Raw genomic sequence first — 13,887 nt, 5'->3', positions numbered from 1 at the left:
GGGAAACCGACGCGATGCCCACGATCACCCTGCCACCGCGCTGCGACCGGGCGGCCGCCGAAGCGCTGCTGCCCGAATTGATTGCCGCGCTGGGCGCCGGCCCGATGCAGATCGACGGCACGGCCTGCACCCACGTGGGCCAGGCCATGTTCCAGGTGCTGGTCAGCGCCCGCCGCAGTGGCGATGGCGCGGTGATCGATCCCTCGCCCGCCTTGCGCGAAACGGCCCGCCAGATCGGACTGGAAGCCGAACTGTTCGATGGAGCCCAAGCATGAACGCCGAGGAAATCCAGGCGATCTTCTTCGCCGAGTGCGAAGAATCGCTCGCCGCGGCCGAACAGGGCCTGGCCGCCTGCAAGGAAGGCACCCAGGATGCCGACACCGTCAACGCGGTGTTCCGCGGCGTCCACTCGATCAAGGGCGGCGCCGGCGCATTCGGCTTCATCGCGCTCCAGGCCTATACCCACACGTTCGAGACGCTGCTGTCTGACGTGCGCGATGGCACCGTGGCGATTACCGAGCCGCTGATCGACCTGCTCCTGCGCGCGCTCGACACGCTCAGCGACCATGTCATGGCCGCGCGCGGCCAGGGCGAGACGCCCGACGATGCCGCGCTCCAGGCCGAACTCACCGCCGCCATGGCCGCCAATGCCGGTGGCGCAGCGCCGGCCGCGCATGCCCCGGCGGCAGAGCCGGCGCCGGCCGAACCGGCCAGCAGCAGCAGCGGCAGCAGCTTCGACGACGACATGGGCCTCGATTTCGATTCGATGCTCGACAGCATTGCCGGCGCCATGGCCGGTGGTGGCACGGCCGACGACGGCGGCGAAGACCAGGCCGACGAGGCCGCGTCGACGTGGATCGTCAAGATGCGCCCCCATGCCGGCGCCATGCGCAATGGCAGCGAACCGATGCTGATGCTGCGCGAAGTGCTCGAACTGGGCGGCGTCTGCGCGGAATGCGATGTGTCCGCCGTGCCCCATCTCGATGCGCTCGATCCCGGCGTCGGCTATCTGGGCTGGACGTTCCGCATGCCCGCCAGCGTCGACGACGCCGCGGTGCGCGACATCTTCGATTTCGTGGGTGACGATTGCGAGATCGCGATCGGTGCCGATGCCGCCATGCCGGCGGTGCGCCTGCCCGCGGCCGCGCCGCCGCCGGCCCCGGCCGCGGCCGCGCCGCCCCCCGCACCCGCGCCTGCCCCGGCGGCGCCCGCAGCCCCTGCGACGGCGGCCCCGGCTGCCGAGGCGCCGGCCGCGCCGGCCGCTGCGGCCACCCCGGCTGCAGCCCCGCCCCCGCCCGCCGCCGCGGCCCCTTCGGCGGCCGGCGCGCCGCCCGCGCCGCCTGCTCCAGGCCAATCGATCCGCATCGAACTGTCCAAGCTCGACAAGCTGATCGACGCCGTGGGCGAGTTGGTCATCGCCCAGGCGATGATGGCCCAGCGCCTGTCGAGCGAGGGCCTGGCCGCCAGCGAGGAAATCGCCGTGCTCGACGGCCTCACGCGCGATATCCAGGAAAGTGCCATGGCCATCCGCGCCCAGCCGATCGGCTCGGTGTTCAGCCGCGTGCCGCGCATCATGCGCGAACTTTCCGCCAGCACCGGCAAGCACGTGCGGCTGGAAGTTTCGGGCGAAAGCACCGAGCTCGACAAGACGGTGATCGAACGCCTGGGCGAACCGCTCACCCACCTTATCCGCAATGCGGTGGACCACGGCATCGAAAAGCCCGAGGAACGCATCGCTGCGGGCAAGAGCGCGGAAGGCACGCTCACCCTTTCGGCCGAGCATCGTTCGGGCCGCATCCTCATCCGCATCGGCGACGACGGGCGCGGCATCAACCGCGAGCGCGTGCTGGCCAAGGCGATCGAAAAGGGCCTGGTCGCCCCTGATGCGCAGCTGTCCAAGGAAGAGATCGACCTGCTGATCTTTGCCCCCGGCTTTTCCACGGCACAGACCGTGTCCAACATTTCCGGGCGCGGCGTGGGCATGGACGTGGTGCGCCAGAACGTGAAGGACCTGGGCGGGCGCATCACCATCGAATCCGAACACGGCGTGGGCACCACGTTCACGCTGACCCTGCCGCTCACCCTGGCCATTTCCGATGGCATGGTGGTCAATGTCGGGGATCAGACGCTGGTCGTGCCGTTGGCCAACGTGGTGGAATCGCTGCGCCCTTCGGTGGAAGACGTGAAGGGACTGGGTTCCAACCGCGCGATGATGAACGTGCGCGGCCGTTTCATCCCCGTGGTGCCGCTGCACGTGGCGGTGGGCGCCAATGGCGCGGTCGAACTGCCGCAGGATGGCGTGCTGATCGTGGTGGAAACCGAAGGCGCGGGCCGCGCGGCCCTGCTGGTGGATTCGATCGTCGACCAGCGCCAGGTCGTGATCAAGAGCCTCGACACGCACTACCGCTCGGTAGAGGGCGTGGCCGGCGCCACGATCCTGGGCGATGGCCGCGTCGCGCTGATCGTCGACGTCGACGGCCTGGTCGCCCGCAGCCTGGCCGAACACGGCCAGATGGACCTCTCGCATCCGCATGGCCTGGCCGAAGCGGCATGAGCGTTCAATCCGCCTTTGAAGCGAGCCTGCCCGGCGTGAGCCCGGGGGTCTACGACGCCGCCGATTTCAAGGCGGTGAGCGAGATCGCCCATCGCGAGGCCGGCATCGTGCTGCCGCCGGGCAAGGCCATGCTGGTCTATTCGCGGCTGGCCCCGCTGGTGCGCGATTCGGGTTGCCAGACCTTTGGCGCCTATGTCCTGCGCATCCGCGAGGATGCGGCCGAACGCACCAAGGCGATCTGCGCGCTCACCACCAACCACACCTTCTTCTATCGCGAAGCCCATCATTTCGAACACTTTGCCGAAGTGGTGCGCCCGCAGTTGATCGAGCAACTCGATCGCGGCGGCAAAGTGCGAATCTGGTCGGCCGGCTGCTCCAGCGGCGAGGAAATCTGGTCGCTGGTCATGACGTTCCTGGGCCCCGACCGGGGCGAAGGGCTCAAGCTGGCGCGGCGCGACATTCGCATCCTCGCCAGCGACATCGCCACCCACGCCATCACCAAGGCGCAGGCGGCGCGCTATCGCCAGGAAGACTTGAAGCCCGTGCCCGAGCCGCTGCGCCGGGCCTGGACGGTGCCCGACGGCACCGACGCCACGATCGCCCCGGAAGCCCAAGCCCTGCTGCGCTTCCGCCACCTCAACCTTCTGGGCGATTGGCCGATGGCCGGCGCCTTTGATGTGATCTTCTGCCGCAACGTCATGATCTATTTCGACAACCCAACCAAGGAACGGCTCGTGGCGCGCTTTGCGGAAAAGCTTGTGCGTGGCGGCCATCTTTACATCGGCCATAGCGAGCGGGTCACTGGCCCGGCTCTGGAGACGCTGTCCAACATGGGACCAACGATCTATTCGAGGAGGGCAGCATGACCATCCGCGTGGTGATTGTCGAGGATTCGCCCACGATGCGGGCCATCCTCATGAACCGGCTGTCCAAGGAACCCGATATCGAAGTGGTGGCCGCCGCCGCCAATGCCGCCGAAGGGCGGCAGATGATCCGCGAGCTGGACCCCGACGTGGTCACGCTCGACGTGGAAATGCCCGGCATGAACGGCCTGGATTTCCTGGAAAAGATCATGCAGCTGCGGCCCACCCCGGTGATCATCGTCTCGGGCGCCACCCAGCAGGGCAACGATACCACGGCCCGCGCGCTCGCGCTCGGTGCAGTGGATTGCTATGCCAAGAGCGAGATGGGCCAGGGCATGACGCTGGAAGACAGCGGGCGCCTGGCCAACATGATCCGCAGCGCGTCCAAAGTGCGGTTTGCCCCGCGCGGTGCCCCCGCGCCGGCCGTGCCGACCAGCCGCATCGCCAGCCAGGCACGCCTGTCGATTGCCGATCGGCCTCGCCTGATCGCGATCGGTTCGTCCACCGGCGGGGTGGAAGCCTTGCAGATCCTGCTGTCGGATTTCCCGGCCGATTGCCCGCCCACGCTGATCGTGCAGCACATCAACGAACGCTTCGCCCCGGCCGTGGCGCGCACGCTCGACCAGAATTGCCCGCCCCGCATCCAGCTGGCCGAACCCGACATGCCGCTGCGCGAGGGCAACGTCTACCTGGCACCGGGCGACGATCGGCACCTGGGCATCGGCGGCACCACCAACCTGCATGCCAAGCTGCGGCGGGGCGAACCGGTTTCGGGGCACCTGCCCTCGGTGGACGTGCTGTTTTCCTCCGTCGCCGAAGTCGTCGGCGCCCAGGCCGTGGGCATCCTGCTCACCGGCATGGGGTCCGACGGGGCCAAGGGCCTGCTGGCCATGGCGCAAAAAGGCGCGCGCACCATTGCCCAGGACGAGGCGACCTGCACCGTCTTTGGCATGCCACGCGCGGCGATCTCGCTGGGTGCGGCCAAAGTGGTGGCGCCGATCGGGCATATCGCCCGCCACGCATTCAGCAAGGCGGCCTGAGCCATGTTCCACAAACCCATCCTGCCCAATCCCAGTGGGCTCGAACGCGTCACGGTGATGCAGGGTCAGGCGCTGGCCAGTGCCGACGGCACCGTGGAATTTTCCACCGTGCTGGGCAGTTGCGTGGCCACATGCCTGTTCGATCCCGATGCGCGGGTGGGCGGCATGAACCACTTCCTGCTGGCCGAGCCGCCCGCCGGCTACGACACGGCGGTCGACGAGCACTATGGCCTTTTCCTGATGGAACTTCTGGTCAACGAGATGCTGGCCAAGGGTGCCCGCAAGTCCAAGCTCAAGGCCCACCTCTATGGCGGCGCCAACGTCAACCGCAACATGATGAAGATCGGCTCGGTCAATGCCGAGTTCGCGCGCAAGTTCCTGGCCAACGAAGGGATCGCGCTGATGCGCGAGGACTTGGGCGGAACGCAGGCGCGGCGTGTCGATTTCCGCCCGGCATCGGGCCAGGTCCGCCTCCGCACTGTGGAAGACCGGCTTGCGCCCCCTGTCCAACCCACCGCACGTCCGGCCGTATCGCTCGGCGACGTCGAACTGTTCTGAATGGAAAAGCGAGTCCAGGCATGACCAATACCACCCGGATCCTTACCGTAGACGACAGCCCGTCGATGCGGGCCCTGCTCAACCACGCACTCACCTCGCAAGGCTTCGACGTGTCACAGGCCGAGGACGGCATGGCCGCGCTCGACTGGCTGGCACTCAACGAAGTCGATGTGGTGATCACCGACATCAACATGCCCCGGCTTGACGGGTTCGGCCTCATCGAGCGCCTGCGCGAGGGCAGCCGCCACCGCGACCGCCCGATCCTGGTGCTGACCACCGAAAGCTCGGAAGAGAAAAAGGCCCGCGCCCGTGCGGCGGGGGCCACCGGCTGGATCGTCAAGCCGTTCGATCCAGCCAAGCTGGTCGCGGCCGTGCGCCGCGTCTCGCACTGACCGTCACCGCAACCCCGATGGGAGACATGCAATGATCCGCGAACTGATCACTTTCGAAGTGGAAGGCCAGGTCTTCGGGCTTGATATCATGGCCATTCGCGAAATTCGCGCATGGACGCCAACCACGCGCCTGCCGCGCGTGCCGCACTATGTGGCCGGGGTCGTCAACCTGCGCGGTACCGTGCTGCCGGTGGTCGATCTTGCCGCGCGGCTGGGCTGGCGCGCCACCGAGCCAACGCCGCGCCACGCGATCATCGTCACCCAGCTGGGCAGCCAGATCGGCGGCTGGATCGTCGATTCGGTCAGCGACATCGTCACCGTGCCGGACGAAGCGATGCAGCCCCCGCCGCCCTCTTCGGGCAGCGACACGGTGGTTCCGTTCCTGGATGGCCTTGCCGCAATCGAGGACAAGATGGTCATGGTGCTCAACCTGGCGGCCCTGGCCGACAGCGATTCCATGGCTGAAGCGGCCTGATCCGACACCATCTGACGCGACGTCCCGGAGAGCCTTTCGATGCCCATCGACACGACCGACCTTTGGCCCGAGCCCGATCCGGGCGCGCATCCGGGTGGAGCCGCGGCCGGCGGCCAATCCGTGCAAGCGGTCGATGCTGACGGCTTCGTGCCTTTCGACGCCGTGCCCGTGCCCAGTGCCAGCCAGGCCGAAACCGACCAGCATGCAGCCGACCTGCGCGATGCCACGCACCAGCAGATCGCCGTGGTGCTGGAGGAACTGGCCCTGGAAGTGGAAGACCTGGGCGGGCGCCTGTGCACCGACATGGAGATCGCCACGCGGCACATGGACGTGCTTCAGGCGATCGACCTGATCGCGCAAAAGCAGCGCTCGCTCGCCAAGCTGCTGGAAGCCGACTGCCCGGTCAAGGCGATCGAGCAGATCGGGATCGACGTGCTGCGCGACCGCATGCGCATGTTCCATTGATGCGGCCAGCGCCCAGCGCAGGCCAGCCGGCGTAAAAAAACGTCGCTGGCGCGCCAGGGTGCTGGACTTGGCCCGTGCCCCTCGTCCATGGAGATGGCATGTGGCAACTTTACCAGTTTCCCCTTTGCCCGTTCAGCCGCAAGGTTCGGCTGCTCATGGCGGAAAAGGGCATCCCCTACGAACTGATCCGTGAAAATCCATGGGATTATCGCGAAGAATTCCAGAAGCTGAACCCTGCCGTGCGCACCCCGGTGCTGCGCGACGAAGGGCGCGGCATCACCCTGGTCGATAGCCGGGCGATCTGCGAATACCTGGAAGAGACCAACGACAAGAACCCGATGATCAACGGCACGGCCACCAACCGCGCCGAGATTCGCCGCCTCGTGGCCCTGTTCGATGAAAACTTCTTCGCCGACGTGACCATGCCCTTGCTGGAAGAGCGGATGAAGAAGCGGCTGGTCTATCGCCAGTCCCCCGATTCGCGCGCCCTGCGCGAAGCACTGCGCCTGGCGCACGACCATCTCTATTATATCGACCACCTGATCGATAACCGGCCCTGGCTGGCGGGATCGACGATGAGCCTGGCTGACCTGACGGCCGCGGCCCAGCTTTCGGTGGCCGATTACCTGGGCGGCATCGACTGGAACGGCCACGAACAGGCGCGCGACTGGTATGCCGTGTTCAAAAGCCGGCCAAGCTTTCGCCCGCTGCTGTCCGAACGGATGGACGTGATCCAGCCGCCCGCGCACTATGCCGATGTGAACGCGTAAGGGGCCTGGATGCCCCAAGATCCGGGGAGATGGCAGGCCGCAGGCCTGACGGAGGGGTGAACGCTCGCGCAACGCGGGAAAGAGCCCCCTCCACCACCCGCTTCGCGGGCGGTGCCCCTCCCCGCCGCTACGCAGCAGGGAGGATCGGCCATGGCGCCTCTTACCCCAGGCTTTTCACACCGAAACGCCCCGCCTTGCGATAGCGCAGCATCCAGCGGTCGAGCAGCAGCCCGAGCGGCCGTGCGCGCAGGCCCAGGTCGGCCAGGCCGGGCAGAGTGCCGCCGGCAACACTACCGGCCTTGAGCAGGGCCAGCTGGTCGCGCGAAAGCGGCGTGCCGGGCAGGCTGGCGAAAAGGCCAGCCGCGGCATCGCCCACCGGCACCAGCACCGGCTTGCGCCCCTGGGCGGCGGCAATGCGCTGGTTGATTTCCAGCATGGTCAGCACTTCGGGGCCCGCCAGTTCAAAAGTCTTGCCGGCATGGCTGGCAAAATCGCCGAGGATCGTGGCCACCGCGCAGGCGGCATCGTCCACGAACAGCGGCTGCAGCCGCGCGTCCGGCCCGAACACCGGCACCACCGGGAACTGGCTGATCACTTTGGCAAAAAGGTTGAGGAACGTGTCGTCCTGGCCGAACAGGATCGAAGGGCGCACCACCACCGCGCCGGGGAAAGCCTCGGCCACGGCCACTTCGCCTTCGGCCTTGGTGCGGGCATAGCCCACGTTCGACGTGCGATCGGCGCCGATCGCCGAAACATGCACGAACGCTTGGGCACCGGCCGCCTTGGCCAGCGCCGCCACGCGGCCGGCGCCGCGTCCCTGCACGGCATCGAGATCACCCTTGAACGCACCCACCAGGTTGACCACGGCATCGGCGCCCAGGAACGCGGCGGCGAGCGAGCGTTCGTTCTGCACGTTCACGCGCAGGAACTGCACCTGCCCCAGGTTGCCCAGCGCCTTGATCGCATAGCCGCGCTCGACATGGCGGCTGCACACGCGCAGGCGCGCGCCGCGCGCCAGCAGTTCCTGCGCCAGATGGCTGCCGAAAAAGCCGCTGCCACCCACCAGCACCACCAGCTTGTCTGCCAGATCGCGCCCGCCTGCCTTGCCTGGATTTGCGTTGCTCATTGCCTGCCTGTCCATTTCGCCGAGTTCATGTCACGCCACGGGAAACGGCACAGCCGCCAACCCGCAATACACATGGCCAGCCTTTGGCACAGGCCCGCCCCCGGCTTCAATGCTCCGTATCAACGCGGGTGCCCACCAGCGGCAAAATTGTGCGGCTGTGGAAAAAAAGATGACAGCGAAATGGCAAAACCCGTGTTGACACCCCCCGGCCTCACCCGTATTGGCCCACTCCACCGACGGAGAGCGCTTCCAGCCTCTTCCGAAGAGAAAGTGCCCAGGTGGCGGAATTGGTAGACGCACCGTCTTCAGGTGGCGGCGCTCGTAAGGGCGTGGAGGTTCGAGTCCTCTCCTGGGCACCATCTCGCATTCCACGGACGTCCGCAAACGTCCGTGAAGTGGCTGAAATCAGCCAGATTTTATGCTATGATCGTCCAGTCAGATACGGGCGAATTCGGCACCAATCGGGAAAAATGCGGGTATATCCGAGGGTATCGATATTCGTCCCTAACTAGGACGATACCCTCATGGGAACCCTGTTTGTCACCACCATCGCCAGCGCCAAACCGCATGAGCGCGACTATAAGCTGTCGGACGGCGGTGGCCTCTATCTCCTCGTCCGCCCCAACGGCACGAAGCTGTGGCGCCTCAATTACCGCTATCTTGAAAAGCATCGTACGCTTGCATTCGGAGCCTGGCCCGAAGTCAGCCTCGCTGACGCCCGCGCTCGCCGAGATGACGCGCGGCGGTTTCTCGCAGCAGGCATCGATCCTTCACACCAGCAGAAAGTCGATGCCGCCCGCGCTCGCGTCGAAGAAAACGACACTTTCAAGGTTGTCGCCGAGGAGTGGGTGGCGAAGAACGTGCGCGAGGGCATGGCCGAGATAACGCTCAACAAACTGCGTTGGCTCCTCGACAAGGCTTATCCACGAATCGGAAATCGCCCAGTAGCCAAGATCAATGCGCAAGAGGTCCTAGCCGTTCTGCGCGCGGTCGAGGCGACAGGCCGCCATGAAAGCGCTCGGCGCATGCGTAGCGTACTCAGCCGAGTCTTCCGCTACGCTATCGCCACAACGCGGGCAGAGCGGGACCCGGCGCGCGATCTACGCGGCGCATTGGCTGTTCCCAAAGCCAAACATCTTGCCGCCATCACCACCGAGGATCGGGCCGGAGATCTCATGCGCGCGATCGAAGGCTATTCCGGGCATGCCATCACGCTGTTCGCTTTGAAGCTGTCAGCACACCTCTTCGTGCGCCCCGGCGAACTTCGGCAGGCCGAATGGGCAGAGTTCGATTTCGACCGGAGCGTGTGGAATATTCCAGCCGAGAAGATGAAAATGCGTCGGCCGCACCGCGTCCCTTTATCATCACAGGTTGCAGGTCTGTTTGAGGACCTGTGGGACCTGACAGGCCAAGGCCGCTATTGCTTTCCATCATTCCGCACCTCTGCCCGGCCCATGTCGGAAAACACGGTCAATGCTGCATTGAGGGCCCTTGGGTTTGGGAAAGAGGAAATGACCGCGCATGGCTTTCGGGCAATGGCGGCCACGCTTCTCAACGAGACCGGACGTTTCAATCCAGATGCGATTGAGCGCCAGTTGGCGCATATGGAAAACAACGGGGTCCGCCGCGCGTATACGCGGGGAGAGTACTGGAATGAGCGAGTGGCATTGATGCAGTTCTGGTCGGACGAGCTGGACCGCTTGCGCAATGGCGCAAAGGTGCTCAAGCCCAATTTCGGTGGCCAGAAGTCTTTCGCCTCGGGATAGCCCCTCCGACAGCTCAATGCTCAGACTTGCAGCAGATATGCCACGCCACGGCTGACTTGTCCTAAGATTGAAGCGATCATTAGCGCTTCACAATCGTGCTCAAGCCGCCTTTGGCTATTCCAGTTGATCCGTCGCGTTGACGCTGCCCGCCTGTGGCGCGGCCGCGCTTTAACCGCGGCGGAGCTCCGACCCAGCAACCTGCTGCATCTCGTCGACATGGCCGTCACGATCGCTGACAACGCCCTTCCACTGCGCAGTCCGTCGCAAGGTCCTAGGCGGCCCGGCCCGCACTGTGGCAGGGCGCAGCCCATGCGAATCTCCCTGCTGCTTCCGTGCCTTGCCGCCCTCGCCCTGTCCCCCGCCCCGGCGCTTGCCTGGGGCAGCGAGGGGCACCAGGTCGTCGCCCTGATCGCGCGCCAGTATCTCAAGCCCGAGGCGCGGCGTCGCGTCGATGCGATCCTCGCCACCGACCAGGACACGTTGACCGCACCGGACATGGCCGCCCGCGCTACCTGGGCGGATGCTTGGCGCCGCGAGCACAAGGACACCGAGAACTGGCACTTCGCCGACATCGAGCTGGACGACGGCGACCTTGCCAAGGCGTGCCCCGAAAGCCCGCCCAGCGACGCGCCGGCCAGCGCCGGCCGGGCCACCGAGTGCATCGTGACCAAGCTCGAGCAGTTCACCCGCGAACTGGCCGCGCCGGCCACCAGCCCGCAGGAGCGCCTGCTGGCGCTCAAGTTCGTGCTGCATTTCGTGGGCGATCTGCACCAGCCCCTGCATGCATCGGACAACCACGACCGGGGCGGCAATTGCGTGGCCCTGGCCCTGGGCGGCCCGCGCACGGTCAACCTTCATGGCTATTGGGACACCGTGATCGTCCGCGAGATCGATCCCGACGCGAAAGCCCTGGCCAAGCAGCTGGGCAAGCGGATCACGCGGCAGGAGATGGCCGCCTGGTCAACCGGCACGCCGGAAGATTGGGCGCGCCAATCGTTCGGGCTTGCCAAGCAGGCTGTCTACACCGTGCAGTCCCAGCCCGGATGCGACGACACGCGCGCGCCGATCGCGCTGCCGACAGGCTATGATGCCCAGGCGCGCCGCGTTGCGGCGGAGCAGTTGGCCAAGGCTGGTTGGCGCCTTGCGCAGGTGCTCAATCAGGCGTTGGCGCCGGTCGCGGACGTTGGAGCAAAGGGATAAGACCTCTTCGCCCTATGCACAGATCCGTTGATTAAACGGGACATTTACTCTCGACGTGCATAGCGGCGCCATGAGCTTCAAAAAGCCATTTCGCGCGGTGCCGATCCGCCCTGGGGAGCGATACCGCAATCATCGCCCCCGGCCGCGACACGCGGGAAAGATGAGCAACGTGCGATTTGCCTTGCTTGCCTGCGCATTATCCGCAGCAACCGTCGGCTCCACGTGGTTTTTCTCTCGCCACAATCCAAGCCCGGCCGGCGAATGGGATTTGCTGCAATCATCCCTGGACGTCTATTACGCCGATTGCAACGCGGCCCGCGCAGCCGGTGTGACCCCGATCCACAAGGGGCAAGCTGGTTACCGCACAGAGCTGGATGCAGATGCGGACGGCATAGCGTGCGAACCTTATCGCAAACGGTGATGCGCTGAAGCGTTAACGCCCCGCCCAGCGATCCCCGGTACGCTCGATCGATAGCGAACCTGGCCAGGTGCGGCACATCGCAAAGGCCGTCTCAGGCTCACCCTCCAACCAGGCGCCCCACTGATCCGGCCGCAGCACCACCGGCATGCGATCGTGCACGTCGGTCATCAAGGCGCTGCTCTCCACCATGACCATGGCATAGGTCTGCCCCCATTCGGCGGTCTGGCGCCAGATCCCGCCGATGGCAAAGACTTCGCCGCCGGGCATGCCATACCAGATGCGCGTCATGCGGCCCGCTTCGCCTTCGGGCTCCGCCCATTGGCTCACCGGGATCAGGCAGCGCCGGCGGGCGAAGCTGTCGCGCCAGAACGGCGTGTGCAGCTTGTCGTCGCGGGCGTTGGTGACCGGCTTGGGCTTGAGCGGTTGGCCCTGCTTGCCCTTGAGCACCACGGGAAAGCCCCAATTCATGGCGCCCACGCGCCCATGCGCGATGACCAGGCCGGGATAGCCGGGATAGACCTCGTCGGCACGGTTCACGCCCGGCACGGCCTCGGCCGCGAAGATATGGGCCACTTCGGCCTGGTTGGCGCGCAGGCGATACAAATTGCACATCGCCCCGGTGTCAGCCGCCCGCCGCGCAGAGTCAAATCGCGGGCTGGCTTGCGCGTTTGTTCCCATTATGTTCCAATATCGCCATGGAACGAATCGACCTCGACATCATGGCGGACGCGATCCTCGAGGCCCCAGGCTGGGCGCGCGTCGGCATTACCTCCCCTTCCCCCAGTTTGCGCGAGGACGCTGCGCGCGAGCTCGCCGGCGCGATCGCCGAACGCTTGCAGGCCGCGCCGCCCAAAAGGTCCGCAGCGTCGAGCGCATCGTCAACGGTCTCGGCTTCACCTGCATTCGCGAGGGCATGAACGCGGTCGAGGCGTGGCTCTCGTCGCTGCCCGGACAAGTCTACGCGAACGTGCGCCAGCCACTCGTCCATACCTTGAACCTCGCCCATCTCATGCCGCTCTCGGCGGTCTGGGCCGGACCGGACAGCAACCGCCACCTTGCCGGCCCACCCCTGCTGCAGGCCAAGACGGCCGGATCGACCCCGTTTCGCCTCTCGACCCATGTCGACGATGTCGGCCACATGATGGTGGTGGGGCCGACCGGCGCGGGTAAGTCGGTGCTGCTCAGCCTGATCGCGCTGCAGTTCCGGCGCTATCGCGGCGCGCAGGTCTACGTCTTCGACAAGGGCAATTCGGCCCGCGCGGCGGTGCTGGCGATGGGCGGCGCGCATCACGCGCTCGGCAGCATCGAAACCGACGGGCAGGCGCTCGCCTTCCAGCCGCTCGCCGGTATTGACGCCCTGGCCGAACGGGGCTGGGCGGCACAATGGATCGCCGCCCTGCTCGAACATGAGAGGGTCATCGTCGATCCCGCCGTGAAGGACGCTCTGTGGACGGCATTGGGCAGTCTCGCCTCGGCGCCGCGCGAGGAGCGGACCATGACCGGGCTTGCCCTCCTGCTCCAGTCGAACGCGCTGCGTGTCGCACTCCAGCCCTACACGCTGGAGGGACCATACGGCGCGCTGCTCGATGCCGCCGAGCAACGGCTTGCGTTCGCCGACGTGCAATGCTTCGAGACCGAGACGCTGCTGGGCATGGGCGCAGCGGTCGCGCCGGTGCTGACCTATCTCTTTCACCGGCTCGAGGAACGCTTCGACGGGCGATCAACGCTGCTGATCCTCGACGAGGCCTGGATTTTCCTCGACCATCCGCTGTTTGCCGCCCGCATTCGCGAATGGCTCAAGACACTGCGCAAGAAGAATGTCGCGGTGCTGTTCGCGACACAGAGCCTGGCCGACATCGCCGATAGCAGCATAGCGCCCGCCATCATCGAAAGCTGCCCGCAGCGGATATTGCTGCCCAACGACCGCGCCATCGAACCGCAGTCGCGCGCCGCCTATGAACGCTTCGGCCTCAACGACCGGCAGATCGAACTGGTCAGCCGCGCCACGCCGAAGCGACATTATTATCTGCAATCGGCGCGTGGCAATCGCTTGTTCGAACTCGGCCTGGGTCCGGTCGCACTGGCGCTTTGCGGCTCGTCCGATCCCGCCAGCCAGAAGCGCATCGATGCCATTCTCGCCGAACACGGCACGGAGGGCTTCGCTGGCCACTTCCTGCGCTCTGTCGATCTAGCCTGGGCGGCCGACCTGATCGGCACGTTTTCCGGCGCCGCCCCATCCACCCCTTCCTGAACTCCT

15 protein-coding genes, 1 tRNA gene and 1 pseudogene are annotated in these 13,887 nt (G+C 66.3%); 15 read left to right on the top strand and 2 right to left on the bottom strand.

Translation table 11 applies throughout. The features are described 5' to 3' along the window. Nucleotides 1-14 precede the first annotated feature (14 nt). From FHW94_RS00700 to FHW94_RS00660, 9 genes are all read left to right on the top strand, one after another. Nucleotides 15-275, top strand: a complete 261-nt coding sequence (locus FHW94_RS00700; RefSeq protein ID WP_168553892.1) for an STAS domain-containing protein — start codon at nucleotides 15-17, stop codon at nucleotides 273-275. Beyond that, complete coding sequence (locus tag FHW94_RS00695; RefSeq protein WP_168553891.1) at nucleotides 272-2,554, top strand: chemotaxis protein CheA; 2,283 nt, start codon at nucleotides 272-274, stop codon at nucleotides 2,552-2,554. Before FHW94_RS00700 ends, FHW94_RS00695 begins: the two co-directional genes overlap by 4 nt. Next, nucleotides 2,551-3,420, top strand: coding sequence for a protein-glutamate O-methyltransferase CheR (locus tag FHW94_RS00690; RefSeq protein WP_168553890.1), 870 nt, complete (start codon nucleotides 2,551-2,553; stop codon nucleotides 3,418-3,420). The genes FHW94_RS00695 and FHW94_RS00690 overlap by 4 nt, the downstream gene beginning before the upstream one ends. Next, nucleotides 3,417-4,457 carry a chemotaxis response regulator protein-glutamate methylesterase gene (locus FHW94_RS00685; protein WP_168553889.1) on the top strand — a complete coding sequence of 347 codons (1,041 nt, stop codon included), beginning with the start codon at nucleotides 3,417-3,419 and terminating at the stop codon, nucleotides 4,455-4,457. The genes FHW94_RS00690 and FHW94_RS00685 overlap by 4 nt, the downstream gene beginning before the upstream one ends. A 3-nt stretch (nucleotides 4,458-4,460) precedes the next feature. After that, nucleotides 4,461-5,015, top strand: coding sequence for a chemotaxis protein CheD (locus FHW94_RS00680; RefSeq protein ID WP_168553888.1), 555 nt, complete (start codon nucleotides 4,461-4,463; stop codon nucleotides 5,013-5,015). A gap of 20 nt (nucleotides 5,016-5,035) precedes the next feature. After that, nucleotides 5,036-5,407 carry a response regulator gene (locus FHW94_RS00675; protein ID WP_168553887.1) on the top strand — a complete coding sequence of 124 codons (372 nt, stop codon included), beginning with the start codon at nucleotides 5,036-5,038 and terminating at the stop codon, nucleotides 5,405-5,407. A gap of 31 nt (nucleotides 5,408-5,438) precedes the next feature. Continuing rightward, nucleotides 5,439-5,882 carry a chemotaxis protein CheW gene (locus FHW94_RS00670; protein WP_168553886.1) on the top strand — a complete coding sequence of 148 codons (444 nt, stop codon included), beginning with the start codon at nucleotides 5,439-5,441 and terminating at the stop codon, nucleotides 5,880-5,882. 39 nt (nucleotides 5,883-5,921) lie between these two features. Further along, a complete protein-coding gene (locus FHW94_RS23140) occupies nucleotides 5,922-6,347 on the top strand; it encodes a hypothetical protein (RefSeq protein ID WP_246865834.1) in 426 nt (141 codons plus the stop codon). Nucleotides 6,348-6,445: 98 nt separating this feature from the next. Then, nucleotides 6,446-7,117, top strand: coding sequence for a glutathione S-transferase family protein (locus FHW94_RS00660; protein WP_168553885.1), 672 nt, complete (start codon nucleotides 6,446-6,448; stop codon nucleotides 7,115-7,117). A 160-nt stretch (nucleotides 7,118-7,277) separates the two neighbouring features. On the opposite strand, the gene FHW94_RS00655 is transcribed toward FHW94_RS00660, so the two are convergent. After that, a complete protein-coding gene (locus tag FHW94_RS00655) occupies nucleotides 7,278-8,243 on the bottom strand; it encodes a complex I NDUFA9 subunit family protein (RefSeq protein WP_168553884.1) in 966 nt (321 codons plus the stop codon). A gap of 272 nt (nucleotides 8,244-8,515) precedes the next feature. On the opposite strand from FHW94_RS00655, the gene FHW94_RS00650 reads away from it, so the two are divergent. The 4 genes from FHW94_RS00650 to FHW94_RS00635 all read left to right on the top strand — a co-directional run bounded on the left by FHW94_RS00650 (nucleotide 8,516) and on the right by FHW94_RS00635 (nucleotide 11,630). Further along, a tRNA-Leu gene (locus FHW94_RS00650) sits at nucleotides 8,516-8,602 on the top strand. Nucleotides 8,603-8,767: 165 nt separating this feature from the next. Beyond that, entirely contained in the window at nucleotides 8,768-10,009 is a 1,242-nt protein-coding gene (locus FHW94_RS00645; protein ID WP_168553883.1) for an integrase arm-type DNA-binding domain-containing protein, read from the top strand. A gap of 309 nt (nucleotides 10,010-10,318) precedes the next feature. Beyond that, nucleotides 10,319-11,209: a S1/P1 nuclease gene (locus FHW94_RS00640; protein WP_168553882.1), complete on the top strand. Its 891-nt coding sequence runs from the start codon at nucleotides 10,319-10,321 to the stop codon at nucleotides 11,207-11,209. 70 nt (nucleotides 11,210-11,279) lie between these two features. Continuing rightward, nucleotides 11,280-11,630 carry an excalibur calcium-binding domain-containing protein gene (locus FHW94_RS00635; RefSeq protein WP_168553881.1) on the top strand — a complete coding sequence of 117 codons (351 nt, stop codon included), beginning with the start codon at nucleotides 11,280-11,282 and terminating at the stop codon, nucleotides 11,628-11,630. A 12-nt stretch (nucleotides 11,631-11,642) separates the two neighbouring features. Here FHW94_RS00635 and FHW94_RS00630 read toward each other — a convergent pair whose 3' ends face one another. After that, nucleotides 11,643-12,242: an SOS response-associated peptidase family protein gene (locus tag FHW94_RS00630; protein WP_168553880.1), complete on the bottom strand. Its 600-nt coding sequence runs from the start codon at nucleotides 12,240-12,242 to the stop codon at nucleotides 11,643-11,645. A gap of 83 nt (nucleotides 12,243-12,325) precedes the next feature. Here FHW94_RS00630 and FHW94_RS00625 point away from each other — a divergent pair, with 83 nt between their 5' ends. Both FHW94_RS00625 and FHW94_RS00620 read left to right on the top strand, forming a co-directional pair. Then, a complete protein-coding gene (locus tag FHW94_RS00625) occupies nucleotides 12,326-12,547 on the top strand; it encodes a DUF6771 family protein (protein ID WP_168553767.1) in 222 nt (73 codons plus the stop codon). Then, a pseudogene (locus FHW94_RS00620) lies at nucleotides 12,484-13,881 on the top strand (conjugal transfer protein TrbE); the annotation flags it as partial. The gene FHW94_RS00625 and the pseudogene FHW94_RS00620, both read left to right, overlap by 64 nt. Nucleotides 13,882-13,887 lie beyond the last annotated feature (6 nt).

Origin of the sequence: Novosphingobium sp. SG720, from assembly GCF_012275365.1 — a bacterium.
In the GTDB taxonomy this organism is placed as follows: Bacteria; Pseudomonadota; Alphaproteobacteria; order Sphingomonadales; family Sphingomonadaceae; genus Novosphingobium; species Novosphingobium rhizosphaerae.
The sequence above is the reverse complement of the archived record's forward strand: the minus strand, read 5'-3'. Positions and strand labels throughout refer to the sequence as shown.